Source organism: Scopulibacillus cellulosilyticus (genome assembly GCF_042665295.1).
In the GTDB taxonomy this organism is placed as follows: Bacteria; Bacillota; Bacilli; order Bacillales; family Sporolactobacillaceae; genus Scopulibacillus_A; species Scopulibacillus_A cellulosilyticus.
In genome coordinates this window covers 18,169-40,807 of record NZ_JBHTCO010000016.1, presented here as the reverse complement: position 1 = coordinate 40,807, position 22,639 = coordinate 18,169, and the positions used below count along the sequence as shown (strand labels likewise).

21 protein-coding genes are annotated in these 22,639 nt (G+C 40.4%); 2 read left to right on the top strand and 19 right to left on the bottom strand.

What is annotated here, in order from left to right; genetic code table 11:
• Nucleotides 1–3: 3 nt before the first annotated feature.
• From hisD to ACFQRG_RS12995, 3 genes are read right to left on the bottom strand one after another with little or no spacing between them, the layout of a single operon-like run.
• Nucleotides 4–1,281: a histidinol dehydrogenase gene (gene hisD, locus ACFQRG_RS13005; RefSeq protein ID WP_380966644.1), complete on the bottom strand. Its 1,278-nt coding sequence runs from the start codon at nucleotides 1,279–1,281 to the stop codon at nucleotides 4–6.
• A complete protein-coding gene (gene hisG / locus ACFQRG_RS13000) occupies nucleotides 1,241–1,915 on the bottom strand; it encodes an ATP phosphoribosyltransferase (protein ID WP_380966641.1) in 675 nt (224 codons plus the stop codon). Before hisG ends, hisD begins: the two co-directional genes overlap by 41 nt.
• Before the next feature lie 23 nt (nucleotides 1,916–1,938).
• Nucleotides 1,939–3,120, bottom strand: a complete 1,182-nt coding sequence (locus ACFQRG_RS12995; protein ID WP_380966639.1) for an ATP phosphoribosyltransferase regulatory subunit — start codon at nucleotides 3,118–3,120, stop codon at nucleotides 1,939–1,941.
• Between the two features lie 174 nt (nucleotides 3,121–3,294).
• Here ACFQRG_RS12995 and cax point away from each other — a divergent pair, with 174 nt between their 5' ends.
• Nucleotides 3,295–4,350 carry a calcium/proton exchanger gene (gene cax / locus ACFQRG_RS12990; RefSeq protein ID WP_380966637.1) on the top strand — a complete coding sequence of 352 codons (1,056 nt, stop codon included), beginning with the start codon at nucleotides 3,295–3,297 and terminating at the stop codon, nucleotides 4,348–4,350.
• Nucleotides 4,351–4,412: 62 nt separating this feature from the next.
• Here cax and ACFQRG_RS12985 read toward each other — a convergent pair whose 3' ends face one another.
• The 15 genes from ACFQRG_RS12985 to ftsE all read right to left on the bottom strand — a co-directional run bounded on the left by ACFQRG_RS12985 (nucleotide 4,413) and on the right by ftsE (nucleotide 20,683).
• Complete coding sequence (locus ACFQRG_RS12985) at nucleotides 4,413–4,610, bottom strand: hypothetical protein (RefSeq protein ID WP_380966635.1); 198 nt, start codon at nucleotides 4,608–4,610, stop codon at nucleotides 4,413–4,415.
• Nucleotides 4,611–4,623: 13 nt separating this feature from the next.
• Nucleotides 4,624–5,142, bottom strand: coding sequence for an acyltransferase (locus tag ACFQRG_RS12980; protein WP_380966633.1), 519 nt, complete (start codon nucleotides 5,140–5,142; stop codon nucleotides 4,624–4,626).
• Entirely contained in the window at nucleotides 5,139–5,783 is a 645-nt protein-coding gene (gene ppaX / locus ACFQRG_RS12975) for a pyrophosphatase PpaX (RefSeq protein WP_380966630.1), read from the bottom strand. The genes ACFQRG_RS12980 and ppaX overlap by 4 nt, the downstream gene beginning before the upstream one ends.
• Nucleotides 5,784–5,811: 28 nt before the next feature.
• A complete protein-coding gene (gene lgt, locus ACFQRG_RS12970; RefSeq protein WP_380966628.1) occupies nucleotides 5,812–6,624 on the bottom strand; it encodes a prolipoprotein diacylglyceryl transferase in 813 nt (270 codons plus the stop codon).
• Between the two features lie 21 nt (nucleotides 6,625–6,645).
• Nucleotides 6,646–7,566: an HPr(Ser) kinase/phosphatase gene (gene hprK, locus ACFQRG_RS12965; RefSeq protein ID WP_380966626.1), complete on the bottom strand. Its 921-nt coding sequence runs from the start codon at nucleotides 7,564–7,566 to the stop codon at nucleotides 6,646–6,648.
• 178 nt (nucleotides 7,567–7,744) lie between these two features.
• The gene (locus ACFQRG_RS12960) at nucleotides 7,745–8,113 is read right to left on the bottom strand and encodes a phage holin family protein (RefSeq protein WP_380966624.1); all 369 of its coding nucleotides are present in this window, start codon (nucleotides 8,111–8,113) and stop codon (nucleotides 7,745–7,747) included.
• 6 nt (nucleotides 8,114–8,119) lie between these two features.
• Nucleotides 8,120–8,317, bottom strand: coding sequence for a PspC domain-containing protein (locus tag ACFQRG_RS12955; RefSeq protein WP_380966622.1), 198 nt, complete (start codon nucleotides 8,315–8,317; stop codon nucleotides 8,120–8,122).
• A gap of 341 nt (nucleotides 8,318–8,658) precedes the next feature.
• A complete protein-coding gene (gene uvrA / locus ACFQRG_RS12950) occupies nucleotides 8,659–11,526 on the bottom strand; it encodes an excinuclease ABC subunit UvrA (RefSeq protein WP_380966620.1) in 2,868 nt (955 codons plus the stop codon).
• A gap of 5 nt (nucleotides 11,527–11,531) precedes the next feature.
• Nucleotides 11,532–13,505 (bottom strand): excinuclease ABC subunit UvrB, encoded by a 1,974-nt coding sequence (gene uvrB / locus ACFQRG_RS12945; RefSeq protein ID WP_380966618.1) that lies wholly within the window; start codon nucleotides 13,503–13,505, stop codon nucleotides 11,532–11,534.
• 228 nt (nucleotides 13,506–13,733) lie between these two features.
• Nucleotides 13,734–13,952, bottom strand: a complete 219-nt coding sequence (locus ACFQRG_RS12940; RefSeq protein WP_380966616.1) for a DUF2198 family protein — start codon at nucleotides 13,950–13,952, stop codon at nucleotides 13,734–13,736.
• A 216-nt stretch (nucleotides 13,953–14,168) separates the two neighbouring features.
• Complete coding sequence (locus tag ACFQRG_RS12935; protein WP_380966614.1) at nucleotides 14,169–15,359, bottom strand: PDZ domain-containing protein; 1,191 nt, start codon at nucleotides 15,357–15,359, stop codon at nucleotides 14,169–14,171.
• Between the two features lie 544 nt (nucleotides 15,360–15,903).
• Nucleotides 15,904–17,376, bottom strand: coding sequence for a S41 family peptidase (locus ACFQRG_RS12930; RefSeq protein ID WP_380966612.1), 1,473 nt, complete (start codon nucleotides 17,374–17,376; stop codon nucleotides 15,904–15,906).
• A gap of 172 nt (nucleotides 17,377–17,548) precedes the next feature.
• Entirely contained in the window at nucleotides 17,549–19,009 is a 1,461-nt protein-coding gene (locus ACFQRG_RS12925) for a murein hydrolase activator EnvC family protein (RefSeq protein WP_380966610.1), read from the bottom strand.
• A gap of 104 nt (nucleotides 19,010–19,113) precedes the next feature.
• A complete protein-coding gene (gene ftsX / locus ACFQRG_RS12920; RefSeq protein ID WP_380966608.1) occupies nucleotides 19,114–20,007 on the bottom strand; it encodes a permease-like cell division protein FtsX in 894 nt (297 codons plus the stop codon).
• Entirely contained in the window at nucleotides 19,997–20,683 is a 687-nt protein-coding gene (gene ftsE, locus ACFQRG_RS12915) for a cell division ATP-binding protein FtsE (RefSeq protein ID WP_380966674.1), read from the bottom strand. Before ftsE ends, ftsX begins: the two co-directional genes overlap by 11 nt.
• Nucleotides 20,684–21,159: 476 nt before the next feature.
• Between ftsE and ACFQRG_RS12910 the strand changes: the two genes are divergently transcribed.
• Nucleotides 21,160–21,330 carry a hypothetical protein gene (locus tag ACFQRG_RS12910; protein WP_380966606.1) on the top strand — a complete coding sequence of 57 codons (171 nt, stop codon included), beginning with the start codon at nucleotides 21,160–21,162 and terminating at the stop codon, nucleotides 21,328–21,330.
• A gap of 203 nt (nucleotides 21,331–21,533) precedes the next feature.
• On the opposite strand, the gene prfB is transcribed toward ACFQRG_RS12910, so the two are convergent.
• Nucleotides 21,534–22,635, bottom strand: a protein-coding gene (prfB, locus tag ACFQRG_RS12905) for a peptide chain release factor 2 (protein WP_380966603.1) whose coding sequence is annotated in 2 segments (ribosomal slippage) — nucleotides 21,534–22,562 and nucleotides 22,564–22,635 — 1,101 coding nt in all. Because the reading frame shifts where the segments join, the coding sequence is not laid out codon by codon here.
• Nucleotides 22,636–22,639 lie beyond the last annotated feature (4 nt).

The following is a 22,639-nucleotide window of genomic DNA, read 5'->3' as shown; positions in this document are numbered from 1 at the left end:
CTTTTAACACTCCTTAATACGCGCTTCAACTGCCCGGGCATGCGCTTCAAGCCCTTCATAACGGGCAAACCCGGCTATTTTTGCGGCATTATCCTCTAAAGCTTGCCGGCTGTAACGGATGATACTGGAACGTTTGACAAAGCTTTCAACGCTTAAAGGACTTCCGAATCTCGCTGTCCCATTTGTCGGAATAATATGATTCGGACCCGCAAAATAATCGCCGACAGGTTCTGAGCTGTACGGGCCGATAAAAATTGCGCCGGCATGCTTAATCGCTTTAAGTATTTTTTCTTCCTTTTTTTGTTCAACAATAACTTCAAGATGCTCCGGTGCCAATTGATTAACGACCGCAGCACCACCTTCAAGCTGTTCAACAAGAATAATTTTTCCAAAGTCATTGATTGAGCGTTCAGCAATTGCCTTTCTCGGCAGCGCAGCCAATTGACTTTCCACCTCGGATTCAACCGCTTTTCCCAACATTTCAGAAGGTGTGACCAAAACAGCCATCGATAATGGATCATGCTCAGCTTGTGATAAAAGATCAGCGGCGATCCATTTGGGATCAGCCGAATCGTCAGCTAAAACAACAATTTCACTCGGGCCTGCCAAGCTGTCAATGTCAACTGTTCCAAAGACTTCACGTTTGGCTAAGGCCACAAATTGGTTACCGGGACCGACAATTTTATCAACCTTGGGAATTGTTTCTGTTCCATAAGCTAAAGCTGCAATGGCCTGTGCACCTCCCACTTTATAAATATCGGTCAGCCCGATTTCATTTGCGGCTATTAATGCGCCGTCGGCTACCGTGCCGTTATCCTGCGGCGGTGAAACCATTACAACCTTTTCAACCCCTGCCGCAAGCGCCGGTATTGCACCCATTAAAACGGAAGAAGGATAAGCCGCAGTGCCGCCTGGTACGTAGACACCTACCGCATCAAGCGGAGTAACCCTTTGTCCAAGCACAGTGCCATCAGATTGTGTATCCTGCCATGAATCCGGCTTTTGTTTTTCATGAAAAGCCCGAATATTAGCTGCAGCTTCTTTAATGATTTCAACAATTTCCTTTGATGTATTTTGATAGGATGATGCAATCTCTTCATTTGTTACTTTTAAGTCTTCTAATTTAACGCCGTCAAAACGATTGGTATAATCCCGCAGCGCTGCATCGCCTTGGATTTTTACACAGTTAATAATGCCACGGACGGTTTTTTCTTGTTCAGAGGATTCATTAAGCTTTCTTTTATTTAAGAACCGCAGATCCTGATTTTTGATCCATTCCATAAGTATTCTCCTTCACAACCTCAGTTAGTTTCCCAATCAATTGATCAATTTCAATTTTTTTCAGCCGGTAACTGACCGGGTTAACAATTAATCGTGAGGTAATATCCGAAATCTTCTCTGTTTCTACTAAACCATTTTCTTTAAGTGTCCGGCCCGTTGAGACTATATCGACAATACAATCAGCCAAACCAACCAAAGGCGCTAATTCAATTGATCCATTTAAAGTAATGACTTCAACCTGTTCACCTTTCTGCCGAAAATACTGGGCAGCTGTCTTTGGATATTTGGTTGCCACTTTATAGGTTACTGGATACCGCTTCGATTCCGGCAATCCGGCTACAGCCATATGGCAGGCGCTGATCCCTAGATCCAAAACTTCGTAAACATCACGCTGCTCTTCCATCATCACATCTTTCCCGGCAATCCCCATATCAGCAACACCGTATTCCACATACGTCGGAACATCGACAGGCTTTGCTAAAATAAAATGGATACTGCAATTTTCCGCAGTGATAATCAACTTTCTGGAATCTTCAAAATCGGCCGGCAGCTCAATGCCCGCTTGCCGCAGAAGCTTTGCCGCATCCTGAAAAATCCGCCCTTTTGGCATAGCTATTGTTAATTCTTGAACCATTCGGTCTCCCTCCTTTATCTTTTTTAAGATGTAAAATCGATAACCGAATTAAAATGATTTAAAAACCTTTCAGAATCCTTCAACCCTTGTTCCGCTTGTAAAACGACAGGGTGACCTTGCTCTCTCATATCTTGAGCATACTTGAGTGCTTGTTCCTGATTAGCGTCACTATAAATGACAACTGTTTTATTGTTTTGATGGTCATCTTGAACAAGATCAAGAGTCTCAATAAGCCGATCTAACCGTAATCCGAATCCCGTTGCCGGAAGCGGGCGGTTAAACTTTCCGAGCAGCTCATCATATCTTCCGCCGCTGCTTATTGCAAAGCCTTTTGAGCCGCCGTATCCTTCAAAGACAACGCCCGTATAATAATCAAGATGACTAATTAAGGTAAGATCCAAATCAATACACTCAGAAACACCGTAATGCTTGAGAAGATGATACAACTGGGATATATGTTGATAAATTGTCAAACCATAAGAATTAGGCAGCAATTCTTTTATTTTTTCTAATGTGTTTTGATTGCTGTCCCGCCGGGAATCAATAAATGTCAGCAGCCGTCTCTTATTTTCTTGTGTTATTTTTAAAGATTGAACATGTTCACGAAATCCGACATCATTCTTTTTATACAGAAACCATCTTAATGCCGATTCATCGTCCGGGGAATCAATAATATCTGATAACAGCGCATTGACATATCCCGTATGGCCAATCACAATCTTGACATCTTTCAATCCGGACATTTTTAATAATCTAATCATAAGGGCAATCACTTCAGCATCGGCATGAGCAGTTGCATCGCCAATCAATTCAACACCAGCTTGCTCAAATTCCGCCGGGCGTCCGCCCTCAAATTGCTGGGTCCGAAACAATGTAGAAGTGTATGCCAATCGTAATGGCAATGGCTGTTTCTTTAAACTGGATGCCGCAACTCTCGCAATCGGTGCTGTCATATCCGGGCGAAGGACAACCGTACGTCCTTCTTTATCCAATAATCGGAACAGATGGTGATCAACAGTCGCTGATACCTTTCCAATTGTCGCTTCATATTCCAAAGCCGGGGTTGCCATGAATTCATAACCCCATTTTTCAATTTCTTTATTATAAATATTTTTTATTTTTTGGATAGTACGGTAAACAGATGGCAATGTATCACGCATACCCAAAGGTTTCTCAAACATATACAAATCGCTCAAAATAATCACTCCGTACTTTACTTCGCTAATGTGATAATAAAATAAAGTTTAAATAGAGTTTACACAACATATTTGAGGCCGTCAAGACTAAATCTTCATTATTTTTTAATTGATATATAAATAGTTATGTAAAAATGTTATAAAATAAAGTTGGAACAGTTTGTCTTAAGAGGAGGTTATTCGTTGAATTTAATTTTTCTTATTATCACGATTATCGGCGTGCCTGTTTCAATCATTGGCAGCTTTCTGCACTGGACGCCGACTTTAATGTTTATTATCGATTGTATAACCATTATTGGACTGGCAAGTTTCATGGGGCGGGCCACGGAAAGCTTAGCGATTGTCGCCGGACCTTCTATCGGAGGTTTGCTAAATGCAACCTTTGGTAATGCGGTTGAACTCATTATCTCGATTTTTGCTTTAAAGTCCGGCCTTATTAATGTGGTAATGGCCTCTATTACCGGCTCAATTATTGGCAATCTGCTGCTTGTCGCGGGCCTTTCCTTTTTTATCGGCGGTTTAAAGTACAAACGCCAGCAATTTAATATTTTCGAAGCTAGGCATAATGGCGGCCTGCTTATGTTTGCAATTATTGTTTCGTTTGTATTTCCGCTCGTATTTTCCACGAAACTGGATCATTCTGACGTTCGTGTATTAAGCGCCGCTATATCGGTCATTATGATTATCATTTACTTATTTGCCCTGTTTTTCAAACTTGTCACACACCGGGGCGTCTATAAGAAAAATGAAGGAGCAAAACCGGAAGAACACGAGGATCCTGAATGGGGATTATGGAAGGCTATTATTATTCTCGCGGTTGCGACGATTTTTGTTGCTTATATTAGTGAAAACCTCGTTAAGACGATTGAACCTGTCGCAAGGTCGTTTGGCTGGTCGGAAATTTTTATCGGGGTCATTATCGTTGCGATTGTGGGCAATGCGGCTGAGCACGCGTCTGCCGTTATGATGGCCTTTAAGAATCGTATCGGTGTAACCGTAGAGATAGCGATTGGTTCTACTTTACAAATCGCCATGTTTGTCGCGCCAATTCTTGTACTGCTGTCTCTGGCTTTCACAAACTTTTTGCCTTTGGTCTTTCCGGTAACAGATCTGGTCGCTATGGTACTTAGTGTCCTTTTAACGATTAGTATCACAACAGATGGAGATACAAATTGGTTCGAGGGCGCCCTGTTGCTCGCCTCATACGTTATTATGGGATTTGGGTTTTATCTTCTGTGAATAAAGAAAACTTGCCATACTTTACGTATAAAAACAGCTTATACAGATGAAAAAGTCATCCTTCAGGATGACTTTTCATCTAGCTTATTTTCTAACGCTTGTTGGACACGCGGTTTCGGATCCCAGCAATTAAACTTATAAAACGGCTTCGTCTCGTAACCTAATCTTGAACAGACAGAGATCTTACCGCCATCTTTGGAACGTATGCGAAAATGCCGGCATGAGGCACAGCAATGGTAATGATCAATCCATTTATCCAATGATCTGTCCCCCTTAACCATTGTTATCTTTCATCTGTTTTTGGCGTTCTTCTTTTGTATAAATAATTTTCATCGGATTCCCTCCAACAAATGCGCCTTCAGGTACATGCCGATGGACAACTGTGCCTGCACACACAACCGAATCATTCCCTATCGTCACACCGGGTAAAATCGTACTATTGGCCCCAATCATCACACGATCACCAATACGAACTTCGCCAAGACGGTACTCATTAATAAGATACTCATGCGCAAGGATGGTTGTGTTATAACCGATGATTGAATTCGATCCGATTTTAATGTACTCCGGGAACATGAGATCCGGCATAACCATGACTGCCAGTGCAGTATAATCGCCGATTTCCATTTTTAAAAAGGTACGGTACAGCCAACGTTTTAACCGGAGGGATGGTGTGTAGCGTCCAATCTGAATCACAATAAAGCATTTTGCCACTTTCCAAAAGGAAACTGTTTTATATAATTGCCAAAGAGAGTTGGGTCCTTTAACCGGATACCGCGTCGTTTGCCTCATTCGCCATTAACACCTGCAATTGACAGAATTTCAGACATATCATCAATAATAAAATCCGGATTCTCATTTTCAATGATTTCACGGCCTTTGATAGTCCAGGCAACACCGACAGTTCTGACGCCTGCATTTTTGCCGGCTTGAATATCATACGGGCTGTCGCCAACCATCATTGCTGTATCAGGCTCGGCGCCTATTGCCTTTAATGCCTTAAAAATCGGTTCCGGATGAGGCTTGGCATGCGTGACATCATCATAAGTAATAACAACAGGAAAAAACGGTTCGAGCTTAGTCAGCTTTAATCCCATCAAAACTGTCGGCCGCATTTTCGTTGTAACAATACCAAGGTTATAGCCTTTTTCCGATAATGTCCGCATGGTTTCATAAACATGAGGATACTCTTTGACAAGTTCGTCATGGAATTCATGATTATGTGTTCTATACATATCAATCATATCTTGCGCTTTCTGTTCATCTACTCTTTTAAATGAATCTTCAAGGGGTTCACCAATAAAATTAATAATATCCTTGCGCCCGTAGCGTCCAGGATAATAATGCTCCAAAGTATGAGCAAAGGAAGCAATAATCAGATCATTAGTATTAATTAATGTTCCGTCTAAATCAAATAATATTGTTTTAATCAAAACAAGACACTCCTCTATTTTAACTGTCTTACTGTTCTATATATTTAACTTTAGAGTAACCTTTACCGCGGCGATAAATCCAAATAATAAGACAAATAATGATAAAAACAATTGATAAAACTTGTGAAATCCGTAAATGGCTTGTCAGCATTAAGCTGTCAGTTCGCAGTCCTTCAATGTAACAGCGCCCTATCGAGTACCAAATCACATAGCTTAAAAAAATCTCACCGCGCCCTAAGTTAAACCGTCTTAATATAAGCAAAATAACAACCCCTAAGATATCCCAAACCGACTCATATAAAAAAGTTGGTATATAATAGGCACCATTTATGTACATTTGATTAATGATAAATGCCGGAAGATGCAAGTGCTCAAGAAACTGCCGGGTCGTATCGCCGCCATGTGCCTCCTGGTTCATAAAATTTCCCCAACGGCCAATGCCTTGACCGAGAAGAATACTTGGTGCGGCGATATCAGCGACCTTCCAAAAAGATAAGTTTTTGACTTTACAAAAAACAGCCGCTGTTATCACAGCACCAATTAATGCCCCATATATTGCGATTCCGCCGTGCCATACGGCAATGATTTCCGAAGGGTGCTGAGAATAATATTGCCACTCAAAAATAACATAAAACGCCCTTGCACAAATAATCGAAATAGGGACAGCGAATAAGGCCAGATCAATAAATGTATCCCTTGGAAGTCCTCTCCGGTTTCCTTCCCGCATGGCCAGCAAAAAGCCTGACAGCGCACCAACCGCTATAATTATCCCATACCAATAAATGTGAAATGGACCAAATTCGAAGGCTGTACGGTTTAAAGGGTGGATGTTTTGATTCATCAATTTCACATCCTTATTCAGTTATTTATCTCTTATAGCTTCGTTAAGCCTTTCGGAAAATTCTTGGGCCGTATTAACTCCCATATTCTTTAAACGAAAGTTCATTGACGCCACTTCAACGATTACCGCTAAATTTCGTCCCGGCCTTACGGGCAGCACCAAACGGGGAATTGATGTATCAATCAGTTGAATTTTCTCTTCCTCTAACCCGAGACGATCGTATACCTTTTTTTGATCCCAAAATTCAAGATGAATAACCAATGCGACTTTTTTATAGTTTCGTACGGCTCCGGCCCCAAACAATGTCATTACATTAATAATGCCCAACCCCCGTATTTCAAGGAGATGCCGGATTAATTTCGGAGCATTGCCGACTAATTCATTTTCACCTGTTTGACGAATTTCAACAGAATCATCAGCAACCAAACGGTGACCGCGTTTGACAAGCTCCAGTGCCGTTTCACTTTTACCAACGCCGCTGTCGCCTGTTAATAAAACGCCTACACCATAGACATCCACAAGAACACCATGAATAGATGTTGTCGGTGCTAACCGTGTTTCAAGATAGTTTGTAATTAAACTGCTTAACCGGGTAGACTTCAGTGTAGACCGCAGGACAGGTACGCCTACTTTTTTCGAGGATGCTATTAATTCATCCGGCACATCCAATCCTCGGGAAATCATAATAGCAGGGGTTTTGTCTGTACAAAGCTTTCTTGTTCGATCTTCCCGTTCTTTTTTAGATAATGAAGCAAAAAATGAAAGTTCTGTTTTCCCCAGCAATTGAACCCGTTCGGCAGGATAATAAGTAAAAAATCCCGCCATTTCCAAACCGGGTCTCGAAATATCGCTTGTGAGGATTTCCCGGTTAATCCCTTCCTCACCGCAAATAAGTTCTAATTTAAAATGTTTCAGCACTTCTCCTACAAGAACCTTTGCCATAGCTGCCTCCTAAAATACATGCTCTTCTCTAATTATTGGATATACACATATGTATATATTTTAGCAGTTTTGAAACTTAGCATAAAGCCGGGCCGAAATTTTATTATTTTAAAATGGCAAAAGAAAAAAGAGCCTTCTTTATATAACGAAAGCTCCTTTTTAAACACTGCAAAAACCATTATTTATTTTTATGCCGTATCGGATTAATAATTAACATTTGAATTAATGCATTTAAAACAGCCATAATAATCGCCGCTAACAGCGCTGTTCCAAAGCCGGAAATTTGAAAAGCGTTGCCCATTATTCCGGCAGTAATCCAAAGCGTAATCGCATTAATAACAAATAAAAACAAACCTAAGGTAAAAACGGTTATAGGTAAAGTCAATAAGACAAGGATGGGTTTGACTATTAAATTTAAAATAGATAGTATGATACTCGCTGCAAAGGCCGCCCATACACTGCTTAAATAAAATGTATGGACATATCCGGCAATAACGACGAGCACGATAGTATTCACTATGACATTAATCAACCAATCCTTAATCATAAATTATCACTGTCTTTCATAATCTTTTGGTAAAACAAGCCATGCAATAATATAGATTACCCCCATCGGGAAAAATCCGGTAGCTATAAGGATAACAATAAAAATGAGTCTTAGAAGAGACGGACTGACATGAATAAATTCACCTAATCCTCCTAAAACCCCTCCAAGAATTCTATGCTTTGTCGAGCGAAATAAATTGAACATTTTTCCACCTCATTTTATGAAAATAACGTTCTTCACCGGCATATTAATTTATATTTTACTATACCCGCACACTAAAAGTACAAAACAACGCATTAAAGTTCTCATACTTTCATTAGCTTATGCCAAATACCCAAAAATTATATTAAAGAAAACTTGCCGATCTAGCGTAAAAGGCGATGTATAACTGAATGTGCGGGGCGGTGCTCCTCCGCCGGCGTTTATTCAGGGAAGTATGGCCGCTTCGCGTCGCAAAGCTGAGAAGAAGCTGTTTCATGTTGCAGCTTACTGCCGTTTATACTTAAAAGTATAAAAAAATCAGACTGTTAAGTTCAACAACCTGATTAAATCGTTTGTTTCTCTTTAATTCTTTTTTCCATTCTTAATTTATCGCGTTTTAAAACCGGTTTAAGATATTGACCTGTGTAAGATGCAGATGTTTCGGCTATTTTTTCCGGTGTACCGGTAACGATTATCGTACCTCCGCCGTCGCCGCCTTCCGGACCAAGATCGATCAAGTGATCGGCTGTCTTAATAACATCCAAATTATGTTCTATGACCAAAACTGAATCACCATTATCAACTAATCGCTGCAAAACATCCAATAACCGGGAGATATCATCAACATGCAGACCAGTTGTCGGCTCATCAAGGATATACAGCGCCCGGCCTTTTGTTCTCCGGTAAAGCTGCGAGGCAAGCTTCACCCGCTGAGCCTCACCGCCTGACAATGTTGTCGCTGGCTGTCCAAGCTTAACATAACTTAGGCCGACATCATACAAAGGTTCAAGCCGTCTTTTAATACGAGGAATATTTTCAAAGAAATGCATGGCCTCTTCAACCGTCATTTCAAGAACGTCGGCAATATTTTTCCCCTTATATGTGACTTCAAGGGTCTCGCGATTGTAACGTTTCCCGTGGCAAATTTCGCATGGCACATAAACATCCGGGAGAAAATGCATTTCAATTTTAAGGATACCGTCCCCACGGCAGGCTTCGCAACGGCCGCCTTTGACATTAAAGCTAAACCGGCCTTTTTTGTAGCCGCGTATTTTCGCTTCATTTGTTTGGGCATATACTTCACGTATCATGTCAAAGACACCGGTATACGTTGCCGGATTAGAACGCGGTGTCCGGCCAATCGGCGACTGGTCAATATCAATGACACGGTCAAGTTCCTCAATGCCTTTGATCGAGCGGTATTCACCAGGCTTCTCTTTTCTTCCATGAAGCTTTTGAGCCAAAGTCTTAAATAAAATTTCATTGACGAGCGTACTCTTGCCTGAACCTGAAACCCCTGTCACACAAGTAAATACGCCAAGGGGTATATCCACCTTTACATTTTTAAGGTTGTTTTCTTTGGCCCCGCTGATTTTAATTGACCGGTCTTCAGGTTTCCGTCTTTCAATCGGAACAGGGATAAACCTCTCTCCAGATAAATATTGCCCGGTTAAAGAGTTTTCGTCTTTCATCAGTTCTTCCGGTGACCCTTGCGCTGTTATATAACCGCCATGAGCACCTGCTCCAGGGCCAATATCAATAATATGATCCGCGGCAAGCATCGTATCTTCATCATGTTCTACGACAAGTAAAGTATTGCCAAGATCACGCATGTTTAACAACGTTTGAATAAGCTTATCATTATCCCGTTGGTGCAAACCAATAGAAGGCTCATCTAAAATATATAAGACTCCCATCAAACGTGAGCCGACCTGGGTTGCCAACCGGATCCGCTGTGCTTCCCCGCCGGACAATGTACCGGCCGCCCGGCTTAATGTTAAATAATCAAGGCCGACATTAACAAGGAAACCGGTCCGTTCAATAATTTCCCTTAAAATCAACCGTCCGATTTGTTTCTCTTTATCCGTTAAATGAAGCTGTTCAAAGAAAGCTTTCACTTCCCGAATTGATAAAGATGTGACCTCGCCAATATGTCTGCCGTCGACTTTTACAGCTAAGGCCTCTGGTTTTAACCGGTAGCCTTTACAAGTTGTACATGCCTTTTGTGTCATGTAGCCTTCCATTTGTTCGCGAACCCAGTCTGATCCTGTTTCTTTATAGCGGCGGCTAATATTATTGATAACCCCTTCAAAATAGATCATATTCTCTTTCACTTGGCCAAAATCATTTTCATATCTAAATAAAATTTTCTCTTTTCCGCTTCCGTATAAAATTTTATCGAGCTGCGATTTAGGCAAATCTTTTACAGGAACATCCATTTCGATGCCATAATGGTCACAAACACATTTCAAAAGCTGCGGATAATATTGGGAACTTGTCGGCTCCCATGCAGCAATCGCATTGTCTTCCAAAGTTCTGTCCCAATCTGGAATCACTAAGTCCAAATCAACTTCAAGCGTTGCTCCCAAACCATCGCAAGACGGACAGGCACCGAAAGGACTGTTAAAGGAAAATAACCGCGGCTCAAGTTCACCAATCGAAAAACCGCAATATGGACAGGAATGATGTTCACTGAATAATAGTTCATCACCGTCAATAATATCAACGATAGCCCGGCCGTCCGCAAGTTTTGTCGCTGATTCCAAAGAATCTGCCAAGCGTGACCGCGCGCCTTCTTTTACTACAATACGGTCAATCACAACTTCAATATTATGCTTTTTATTTTTCTCAAGCTTGATTTCTTCAGCGACTTCCCGCAATTCACCGTCTACACGAACCCGAACGTAGCCTTGTTTTTTGATATCCTCTAAAACTTTGACATGTTCGCCCTTTCGTCCGGAAACAACCGGCGCTAAAATTTGCAGTTTAGTTCTTTCCGGGTATTCCAAAATTCTGTCGACCATTTGTTCTATTGTTTGCGACGAGATTTCCACCCCATGATTTGGACAAACCGGATGACCGATACGTGCAAATAATAACCTTAAATAGTCATAAATTTCCGTGACGGTTCCAACCGTTGATCGCGGGTTCCTGCTCGTTGTTTTCTGATCAATGGAAATTGCCGGTGACAACCCTTCAATAGCATCGACATCCGGCTTATCCATTTGGCCAAGAAATTGCCTGGCATAAGCAGATAACGATTCAACGTAACGTCTTTGACCTTCCGCATAAATCGTATCAAAGGCAAGCGACGACTTCCCTGATCCGGATAACCCTGTTACAACAACAAGTTTGTCTCTTGGAATCGTTACATCAACGTTTTTTAAATTGTGTTCGCGCGCACCTTTTACAATAATATTTTCTAGTCCCATACAGGTCATCCTTCCGCTTTAAGTTCCAAAATGATGTCCCTTAACTCAGCAGCTCTTTCGAAATTCAATGCTTTTGCAGCTTCTTTCATTTCTTTTTCCATATTTTCTATAGCCTTTTCGCGTTCAGCTTTGTTTAAGTTGCTTAGATCAGGCGCTTTATTATATTCCTCAACCTCTTCAGCCACATGCGTTGCCTTAATTAAATCAGGGATATTCTTTTTAATCGTTTGCGGTGTGATGCCGTGCTCTTCATTGTAAGCATTTTGGATTTTCCGGCGTCTTTCTGTTTCATCGATTGCAACTTTCATAGAATCCGTCATTTTATCCGCATACATAATGACGTGTCCATGGGCGTTTCTTGCTGCCCGGCCAATCGTTTGGATCAGTGATCTTTCCGCACGCAAAAAGCCTTCCTTATCAGCGTCTAATATCGCCACTAATGAAACTTCCGGGATATCAAGTCCTTCACGCAGCAGGTTAATCCCGACAAGAACATCAAAAGCGCCCATACGTAAATCACGGATAATTTCAATCCGTTCAAGCGTTTTGATTTCTGAGTGCAAATAGCGTACTTTAACGCCCATATCATTTAAATAGTCTGTTAAGTTCTCAGCCATCTTTTTCGTAAGTGTTGTCACCAGCACTCTTTCATTTTGTTCAACACGTTTGTTAATTTCCCCAAGCAAGTCATCAATTTGCCCTTCTATCGGGCGGACATCAATCGTTGGATCCAATAAGCCTGTCGGTCGGATAATTTGTTCGACCGGCTTAGGAGAATGCTCGAGTTCATAAGGTCCGGGTGTAGCTGAGACATATAAAATCTGATGAACATGATCTTCAAATTCGGCAAACTTTAACGGCCGGTTATCTTTTGCGGATGGCAGCCTGAATCCGTGATCAACAAGAACACTTTTCCGGGCCTGGTCTCCGTTATACATCCCGCGGATTTGCGGCAGCGTAACATGAGATTCATCTATCATAATAAGAAAGTCTTTCGGAAAATAATCAAGCAGCGTATAAGGCGTTGACCCTGCTTCTCTTAATGATAAGTGCCGGGAATAGTTCTCAATGCCTGAACAAAAGCCCATTTCTTGCATCATTTCAAGGTCATAATTCGTTCTTTGCTCAAGTCTTTGCGCTTCAAGCAGTTTCCCCTGTTCTTTTAATTCAGCCAGCCGGTCTTTAAGCTCATCTTCGATCCGTTTGATTGCTTTTTTCATTTTCTCTTCTCTTGTGACGAAGTGAGATGCCGGATAGATAGCAACATGGTCTCTGAGGCCGATAATTTCGCCCGTTAACGCATCAATCTCGGTAATTTTATCAATTTCATCACCAAAAAATTCAACACGAATGCAATGCTCATCCCTTGATGCCGGGAAAATTTCAACAACATCGCCGCGAACCCGGAAAGTCCCCCGGACGAAATTAATATCGTTACGGTCGTATTGGATATCTACAAGCTCTCTTAGCATTTGATCACGGTCTTTTTCCATGCCGACTCTTAATGAAAGAACAAGCGCGCCGTATTCTTCCGGTGAACCTAAACCGTAGATACAGGAAACGCTGGCAATAATAATCACATCATTCCGTTCAAATAAAGAGCTTGTTGCCGAGTGGCGAAGCTTGTCAATCTCATCATTGATGCTTGCATCCTTTTCTATATACGTATCCGACTGCGGAATATAAGCCTCAGGCTGATAATAATCATAGTAACTGACAAAATATTCAACAGCATTATTTGGAAAGTATTCCTTAAACTCACTGTACAATTGTCCAGCGAGTGTTTTATTATGTGCAATAATGAGTGTGGGTTTATTCACCTGCTGGATAACGTTCGACATTGTAAATGTTTTACCGGTACCTGTTGCACCAAGCAGTGTCTGATGCTTTTTATTAGCTTTGATTCCTTCAACAATTTCTTGTATCGCTTTCGGCTGGTCGCCCTGAGGCTGATACTTAGAAACAAGCTCAAATCCCATCTCATTGCCTCCAATATCACATTATCGTGGTTACCATTATAGCACAGATAATGTGGTTATCTACAAACAATACGAACTGATATTCGAAAAATGAGCCAACTTTATTTTGAAACAACGATTTTACCTGCTATTATCATTGACGAAGATTGCCTTAGGCAAACCTTATCTTTTCATTACATTTATAAACAAAAAATCTGTACCATGTGCTTCTGCATGATACAGATTAGTTTATTTTAAGAGCGACATCTTCTTAGCGAGGACATAGCCCGCCAGTACGGATAGAATACCTAAGACGATGGTGTACCAAGGCATCGCAAAACGGATTAATAAAACAATTGTAATTAATAGAGTTAAAATCGGCCCGACGTATGCATTAAAGGTAACCCTTAATAGAGCCATCGTGACTAACCCAGGTGCAAAAATCGCTAAAATTATAATTAGAAACAACAATCGAGATTCGTTATGAAAAACTTATAAACCTTTATGAGATGTTCAAAAAGTCCGGGAAAATAGCTTGGATCTTTTTGTCCTCCTTTTTGAACACACACTTTATGTTTTATAATGTTGCCGTTTTTCGCTAACGACTTTCCTCCCGTTCACTTAAAATCTATTAGGAATGCTTCGTTGCAACAAAATGAAACATTTCCCTGGTGATGTCAAAAATTATTGTGACCTTGCCTTCAAATAAGGCTTTCTTCTATCGAGTTCCAGAAATAATAGTCCGATTGTATGATAATCTCCTTCATGAATTGAACCCCTTTCAAAGCGAGGTTCCCCGCTGACATCAACGACCTCAACTTTACAATAAGCCATATTGCTTTGCAAAGCTTGATAAAAATCCTTTTCTGTCAGAACGTCCTGATCATTTACCTTTTTAATGATTTCGCCTTCTCTTAAATTCATACGGTCGGCCGGTGAGTGAGGAATAACGCCAATAATCATTAATCCATCTGATTTTGTTGAGAAGAAGAATGGCCTTTTCTCTAATTGATATTGGTGAACAAATACAAGAATGAGTCTGCTGATCATCGCAAATGCCGCGGCAACGATAATAAATGCCTTCATGTCCCATAGGAGTCCGGCACCGGCAATAACAGCTGTTAAAACACTAATTAATAATAACCATATACCCGTTTCTTTAACCGCTCTTTTTGGCAATGAATAGGTGATTAACTGTTGTAAACCGATTCCTAATGGAAAAAGGACAAACCCAAAATTTGCCCCCGGACTTAGAGGCCACCAGCCGTGATGATTAAGCCCCCCGGTCGTTGGCATTAGGAAAAACAGCGGTACAATCCATAAATAACTGGCCTCATGAGCCCCTACTTTCTTCCCGCGTTTACTATTAATAATACGCGGAGATGTTTGCTTATGCCCCCAAAAGAGGACAAGAAAGCTTTCGATAAATAAACTGACAAGAAAAAATAAACTAAAGGACAAATAGGAAACATGATAAATATCGTTCAACCAACTATTAATCAATGAAACGCCCGTATCAAAATGTGGAAGAAGGTCGCTGATAATCATAGTCATACCTAAAATGATCGCAGGAGACAAATACCGCAAACGGAGTGTTAACATAACTAACAAATGGCAAATAACCATGAGAACAATGACACCGCTTGGAAGAGAAACACCCATAATAAGCAAAGCTACAGTCCCTATTAACCCCATAATAAGGCTTGGAGCAATACTTGCAAAAATATTATTAAACACCCCATACACTTTAACACCAAAGGAAACCCGTTCTCTTCTCACACGTTGATAACCAAATAGAACGAGTCCAATCAATAATAAATAAAATAACGGATTATAAAAAAGTGTTAAAATACCCTTTAAGATATCTATGACCATTTGATAACACCTCCAAAGATAAACTTGAATTCCGTCAAGGAGAACGTATTGTTATGTAAATAGACCTTGATTAAAATTTTATAAATTCATATAAAACTATTATACCTTTATAACGACATAGAAAACTAGCCAAACACAATAAAAAAGGATATCCGTATTACATTTACGGATATCCTTCGACGTTTATAAACAAAATCCTTTTTATTTCTCGGGAAATAAAAATTTTATCTAATTAGATCGTGTTCAAAAAGGAGGACAAAAAGAGCCGACACTGGCTAAAAACGTCACGTCCATGTGACAACGCCAGTACTAGCACGTCCTGTGCGTCGGAAGTTCAAGGAAGCGCCGTCTCCGAGCACCGGAGTGTATGCCTTTAAATACGTGAGGAGCGGAGGAGCACCGAGCGATGCTTCTCGAACTACTGCGAGCTGCGACGAGAAGTTGGCGATACGCCTATGAATATGCTACGGGCGCAGGAGCACTTATCCCGCAGTCTCGACAGCTATTTTTCCCGGACTTTTTGAACATCTAAAAGAATTTTGATCTATTTTGCAACAGATTTCTTTTTATGATTGACTTTTTCAGCTATCACGTGAAGTGCCTCTTTTAACTGTAAATCATTATCTGGATTTTCAATCGCCTTTAAGGTGCCCATCTGCAGAAAGCCGGCTGTTTTTTTATCAATTGATCCTGTCACAGGAAGGTGATTCTTCTTTTGAAAAGCACGGACAGCCAAATCTGTTTGTTTATCAAAATAACCGTCTTCGCGGCCCGGATCGAATCCTGAGCCTTTTAACATGAGCTGAGCATCCTTTATTTTTGAACTTGTATGATCATAGCCTAATACTTTACCCTTATCTAATGATAATGGTGATACATAGAAATAATCAGGCTGCTTGACTTCAATCGTTGGTTTAATTCCCTTTTTATGAATCCAATGACCGTCTGGCGTCAACCATTTAAACGTTGTCAATTTAAGTTCGCTGCTGTCTTCCATTTGAATACCTTGCTGCACAGTACCTTTACCAAAAGACTTTGTTCCAATAATCGGGTATCCGCCTGCCTCTTTTAAAGCACCTGACAATATTTCTGATGCGGATGCCGTTCCGCCGTCAATAAGAGCTGTGATGGGATAAGGCTTCTTTCTTTCTAAAGAAGAGGTGTAGCTTTGACGTTTACCATAACGATTTTCAATTTGCACAATCGGTTTGTCTTTCGTAATAAACTGGCTGGCAATATGTTCGACAGCTTCTAAGTAACCGCCGGGATTATTTCTGACATCAATAATTAATCCGTCCATCCCGCGATCCTCAAGTTTCCTTAAAGCATCATTAAATTCCTTGTCAGTTCTTTCATTGAAAGACGTAATATTAATATAACCAATATGCTTACGGTCTTGTTTCATCATCTTAGAATAAACTGTTTTCAAAGGAATTTCATCACGCTTAATATTAAAAGACAGTGTATGGGAAATACCCGGTCTTTTTACTTGAAGATGAACAACCGTCCCTTTTTTACCTTTAATTTTTGAAACAGCCTGGTTGATGCTGAGACCTTGGGTCGTTTTGCCATCAATAGCAATAATTTGATCATTAGACTTTAACCCGGCTTTTTCCGCAGGCGACCCTTTAATTGTTGAAACAATGCTAATTTTCCCATTCAATGATTGAACTTCGGCACCAATCCCTTTAAAAGATGACGAAAGTGACTGTGTGAACTCTTTCGCATTCTCCGGATCCATATAGCTTGAAAAAGGGTCATGGAGGGCTTCAATCATCCCCTTTATCGCACCGTCATAAAGCTTGTCCCCGTCCACTTTCTTATAATAGTTTTTCTCTATTAAGTCGTGGATAGAAATGATCTTTTGCGCCTCACGATTACCCGAAGCACCTTCGTTAACAGATTGTTTCACTTGCTTATCCTTATCATATAATCTAACAGCGGCGAAAGATCCGCCCGCTCCGATAATTAAGGATATAACGATAAGCAAGGCGACAATTTTACCACTGAACTTCATACACGACACCCCTCGTTTAAAGAAAAAGCATCACACCTGTTGATGATGCGATGCTTTTACAAATTGTGTCCCATTCACAACCTGTCCAGTTGCTTTGGATAATAATCTATATGCGAAAACTTTTTATTATATGACGATAATTAAAAAGTCAGGATGTTATTTAAAATACAATTTAGTTCAGGTAATCCACAGGGTTGACAGTACCCGGATGCGGCGGCGGATTCCAAGGACCCTTATAAAGCTCAAAATGCAAATGCGGTCCTGTCGAATTACCTGTACTTCCCATATGTCCGATCGTTTGCCCTTGGGAAACATGCTGTCCTGCTGAAACATTATAACCTTCCATATGCGCATAAACAGTTGTATAAAGCTGACCATTAATATGATGGGAAATCATTACAACATTTCCGTAACTGCTAGATTTATAGGCTCTGAAAACAATGCCATCCGCTGCTGCATGAATAGGCGTACCCGCACTGTTCGCAATATCGATACCCGGATGAAACCCGCCATCGCGCGGCCCATAAGGCGAGCTGATTGTTCCTGCAGCCGGCCAAGCAAATGTTGCGCTGCCGGAATGAGATGACGAATCTTTTTCACCAGATGATGGCGAACCCGTATCAGCCGGTGACGATTGAGTACTTGAATCACTGGACCCATTAGAAGTTGACGCCGATTTAACCGCGGTATTCGGCTTATGATCATGGCTGTCCTTAGTTTCAGGTTGATTGTCTGATTGATTGCTTGATTTGGCTTCAACCTCTGGCTTATCATGCTGTTGGGATTTTTCTGCTTCAGCTTTTGCTTGAGCTTTTTCCTTTGCTGCTTCTTCGTCCGCCTTTTTCTTTGCTTGAGCATCATTCCAGTCAGATAATTGACCTTTTAAAACTTTTTCCTGGGCGGCTAAATTATCAGCTTCTTCTTTTTTACTCATAATATTGTCGTTAATATCATTGGCCTGAGCCTTTAATTGCTTACTTAACTGTTCTTTTTTAGCTTTTTGGTTATCAAGTGAAGATTTAAGGGATTTTAGATCAGCCAAAGCGCTTTGAACCTGTTTCAACTGCTGATCAACTGTCTCTTTATTCTTTTTCACTTTATTCTGATCTGCTATTTGATCATTAATTATTTTTTTATCTTGTTTAGTAATGGAACCGATGGCAAGCGCCCGGTCAACAAAATCTCCAAAACTTTCAGAACCTAGCAGCACTTGCACGTAACTGCCGGAACCGCCGTCTATGTATATAGACTTCGCTCTATCTTTTAAGAGTCCTTTACGTTTATTAATCCTCTTTTGGATTTTCTTAATTTCTTTTTTTAACTGTTCAATTTGATTCTGTATACTTGTTACTTCAGCATGTTTATCAGAAATTTGCCGGCTCATCGATTGAATTTTTTTATTAACTTCATCTAATTGAGCTTGTAAATCACTTTGCTTCTTCCCGTTCTCTTGAAGTTTCTGCTCAGCCTTATTTAATTTGCCTTGATTTAAGTCCTGTTTCTTATGTACTGAATCGATACGGTTCTGAATATCAGAGCCTGTATCGGCAAAAGCGCTGGCGCCGGAATAGGCTAACGCGGTCGTTACCGTTAACCCAAGCGCCAAAGCCGCTCGATAGATCGCTGACTTCATCCTTATTCTCCCCTAACCGCTATCATTCTATTTTTATGTATTTATTTATTAAAAAGGATGATAGGCGGTGTAAGAATTCTTTCAACTACACCGCCGGCTGTCCTTTATGCTTTCAGGAATTTGCGCATTGAGCTCAGGCTGCCCCAAACACCAATAACTGCCCCAATCACAAACAGCAAAATACCGAGATATAATGACATCGTGCTGTACGGTACCAGTTTCAAAAAGAATGTTGAAAGTTCACTGCTGAGTTTTTCATAGACTGCCCGGTAGCCAATCAGGATTAATAATATCGGGATGACCGAACCAAGGATGCCGAGAAGAAGTCCTTCGATAAAGTACGGCCATCTGACAAAGCCATTGGTGGCACCTACGAGTTTCATAATTTCAATTTCTTTTCTTCTCGCCATAATCGTTAATTTAATCGTGTTAGCAATTAAGAAAATGGATGTAAACAGTAACCCGACAATAAGAACAATACCAACACTTCTGGCTATGCCAACAAATTTGAAGAGTTTTTCTACTGTGCCTTTTCCATATCTTACCTGTCCAACATATTGGAAGTGTTTAACTTCATTTGCAACTGTTATCGTTTGTTTGGGCTGCTTAGTTTTTAAAATAAATGTATCAGGCAAAGGATTTTCCTTTTTTAAATCGGCAAAAACACTGCCGTCCTTGCCCATACTGTGAATCAAATTGTTAAGTCCTTCTGTTTTTGATTGATACTGAACCGACTGTACATCAGGAACCTTTTCCAGCTTGTCCTTCAGCTGCATTTGATCAGTATGATTCGCCGACGGATCAACATAGACTCTGACCTCAACATCATTCTCAATTTGCTTCGCCATCTGATTAATATTAACCATTACAGTTAAAAACAGCCCGACGAGAATAAGTGAAACAGTGACAGCACTGATCGAAGCAAAAGTCATCCAGCCGTTTCTTCCCAGGTTCTTAACGCCTTCTCTGGCATGCCGGCGCAAAATTCTAAGCTTCATAGCCGTATTCACCTCGCAATTCGTCACGGACAATCATACCGTCTTCAATGGCGATGACCCGTCTTTTCATCGTGTTAACAATGCTTTTATTATGGGTTGCCATAACAACAGTCGTACCGCTTCTATTAATTTCTTCAAAGATATCCATAATACTCCAGGCATTTTCAGGGTCAAGGTTACCAGTTGGTTCGTCCGCAATAACGACTGAAGGATTGTTAACAATTGAACGGGCAATGGAAACGCGTTGATGTTCACCACCGGAAAGTTCATCAGGAAAGGAGCGTGCCTTATGCTGTAATTTAACAAGGTCTAAAACTTCCATGACACGAGTGCGAATATTGCGGGGATGCTCTTCTATGACTTCTTGCGCAAAGGCAATATTTTCATAGACTGTGAGCTTTGGGAGCAACTTAAAGTCTTGAAAAACAACACCGATTTGTCTTCTCAATTTCGGCACTTGACGGTTTTTTAACTTTGTAATATCAGTGCCGTTAAAATGAATAGTGCCTTTTGTCGGCTTAACTTCCCGGTACATGAGCTTAACAAAGGTTGATTTCCCTGCACCGCTTGGTCCGACAATATATACAAATTCACCTTTATCTATAGAAATATTGATGCCGTTAACAGCCATAACCCCATTGGGATAGGCCTTCCAGACATCTTTCATTTCAATCATCCGATTATTCGTCATTAATTTACTTCCTACCCCTTTTCTATACAAATAACTTTATTTATTATTCTACATATTTAGTCAAAATATCTCTAATATAGCTGAAAAATAACCTAAAACATATTATAACATCCATTCTCGACAAGTTAAGACAAAATTGTATTACATTTTCATTTCACTGAGATAACATAAAAAAGGGTAAAAGAAGTTAAAAATGACAGTTTTTATGCATCATTTTAATAACAAAATGAAGGTTATTTGTCCAATAAGGGTGGAAAAAGATGACTGTTTGCAGGTATAAATTTTTACAAGGGGTCATAAAATAACAGTAAGCCAATTACTACTTATTTATTTTGTAAGGATCACATTTTTTACTCTTCAATCATACAATATAAAAAGATTTGATGGGCACTTCACACTATTTATCCGTTATCCATAGGATAGAGGGAAGGAATTTTTATCATTCATAAGGAGGTCTGCCTATGTCCAGTAAGAGAAAAGATAACTTCTTAAAAGCTGAACTTCAAATGAATACAGCTTTAAATCCAGAGATGAATATTTTTCCAGAGGATGGTCGCAACATCGAACAACATTTGTCATTTTTCAATGAAACAACTCAGGCCCAATCTACATTGTCAGATGATGAAGCATAAGCTTCGATTTCCCCGTTCTTAAGGGGAAATCATTCCTTTCCTTTTTATTAACATAACTTAGATTAAAAAATATAAACATTTTACTCCAACATAAAAGCAGTATCCCTTATTAAAAATCATTGTATTCAAAAGCCCGGAACAGTTCAGTTCCGGGCTTTCATATACGTTAAAAAGTCTGTGCCTTTTAAATCGGCAAATTTTCTTTATGATAATTGCGAGCGCAGATAAGCATCGATAAATTCATCAATTTCGCCGTCCATAACACTTTGGGTATTGCCTATTTCGACATTTGTCCGATGGTCTTTTACCATTGAATATGGATGGAAAACATATGAACGGATCTGGCTTCCCCAGCCAATTTCCTTTTGTTCGCCGCGAATTTCATCCAGTTCAGCTCTTTGCTTTTCAATCTCTAATTGATAAAGCTTAGCTTTCAGCATTTTCATTGCTTGTTCACGGTTTTTAATTTGCGAACGTTCCGATTGACATGTGACAACCGTATTTGTCGGTAAATGCGTGATCCTTACTGCGGAATCGGTTGTATTAACGTGCTGTCCGCCGGCGCCGCTTGACCGGTACGTATCAATCTTAAGCTCATCAGATTTAATATCAATTTCTACATCTTCATCCATTTCCGGGATCACTTCGCAGGAAACAAATGAGGTATGCCTTCTTCCCGACGAGTCGAACGGCGAAATCCGGACAAGACGGTGAACGCCTTTTTCCGCCTTAAGATAGCCGTATGCATTATACCCTTTAATAAGCAGCGTGACGCTTTTGACACCTGCCTCTTCACCCGGAAGATAATCAAGCGTTTCGACAGAGAAATTTTTCTTCTCAGCCCATCTTGTATACATTCGGAGCAGCATCGACGCCCAATCTTGTGATTCAGTGCCGCCGGCTCCCGGGTGCAATTCTAAAATGGCGTTATTTTTATCAAGAGGGTCGCTTAATAATAATGTGAGTTCAAAATCGTTAAAGTCTTTCTTTAAGCCCTTTAAATCAGCTTCAAGTTCTTTTTCAAGATCTTGATCATTTTCTTCTTTAACAAGTTCATATGCCGCTTCAAGATCACCGAAGCCTTCTTCAATATCCTTAAAAGCATTGACTTTATCCTTAAGGGCATTTGCTTCATTGATCACTTTTTGCGCCTCATTTTGGTCATCCCAAAAGTTCGGCATCGTCATTTTTTCTTCAAGTTCAGTAATACGGGCTTGTTTTTCCTCTAAGTCAAAGAGACCCCCTGAATTCTTGAAGACGTTCATTCATCTCCGTTAGTTCATGCTTAATCTCCGCTAATTCCATTGCT

Coding starts and splice junctions, on each gene's coding strand:
- hprK (WP_380966626.1), bottom strand. CDS start 7,566: ATGGCAAAGGTTCTTGTAGGAGAAGTGCTGAAACATTTTAAATTAGAA.
- ACFQRG_RS12930 (WP_380966612.1), bottom strand. CDS start 17,376: ATGAAGTTCAGTGGTAAAATTGTCGCCTTGCTTATCGTTATATCCTTA.
- uvrB (WP_380966618.1), bottom strand. CDS start 13,505: ATGGGATTTGAGCTTGTTTCTAAGTATCAGCCTCAGGGCGACCAGCCG.
- ACFQRG_RS12925 (WP_380966610.1), bottom strand. CDS start 19,009: ATGAAGTCAGCGATCTATCGAGCGGCTTTGGCGCTTGGGTTAACGGTA.
- hisG (WP_380966641.1), bottom strand. CDS start 1,915: ATGGTTCAAGAATTAACAATAGCTATGCCAAAAGGGCGGATTTTTCAG.
- ACFQRG_RS12910 (WP_380966606.1), top strand. CDS start 21,160: ATGTCCAGTAAGAGAAAAGATAACTTCTTAAAAGCTGAACTTCAAATG.
- ACFQRG_RS12980 (WP_380966633.1), bottom strand. CDS start 5,142: ATGAGGCAAACGACGCGGTATCCGGTTAAAGGACCCAACTCTCTTTGG.
- ACFQRG_RS12960 (WP_380966624.1), bottom strand. CDS start 8,113: ATGATTAAGGATTGGTTGATTAATGTCATAGTGAATACTATCGTGCTC.
- ACFQRG_RS12935 (WP_380966614.1), bottom strand. CDS start 15,359: ATGGTCATAGATATCTTAAAGGGTATTTTAACACTTTTTTATAATCCG.
- hisD (WP_380966644.1), bottom strand. CDS start 1,281: ATGGAATGGATCAAAAATCAGGATCTGCGGTTCTTAAATAAAAGAAAG.
- ftsX (WP_380966608.1), bottom strand. CDS start 20,007: ATGAAGCTTAGAATTTTGCGCCGGCATGCCAGAGAAGGCGTTAAGAAC.
- lgt (WP_380966628.1), bottom strand. CDS start 6,624: ATGAATCAAAACATCCACCCTTTAAACCGTACAGCCTTCGAATTTGGT.
- uvrA (WP_380966620.1), bottom strand. CDS start 11,526: ATGGGACTAGAAAATATTATTGTAAAAGGTGCGCGCGAACACAATTTA.
- ftsE (WP_380966674.1), bottom strand. CDS start 20,683: ATGATTGAAATGAAAGATGTCTGGAAGGCCTATCCCAATGGGGTTATG.
- ACFQRG_RS12955 (WP_380966622.1), bottom strand. CDS start 8,317: ATGTTCAATTTATTTCGCTCGACAAAGCATAGAATTCTTGGAGGGGTT.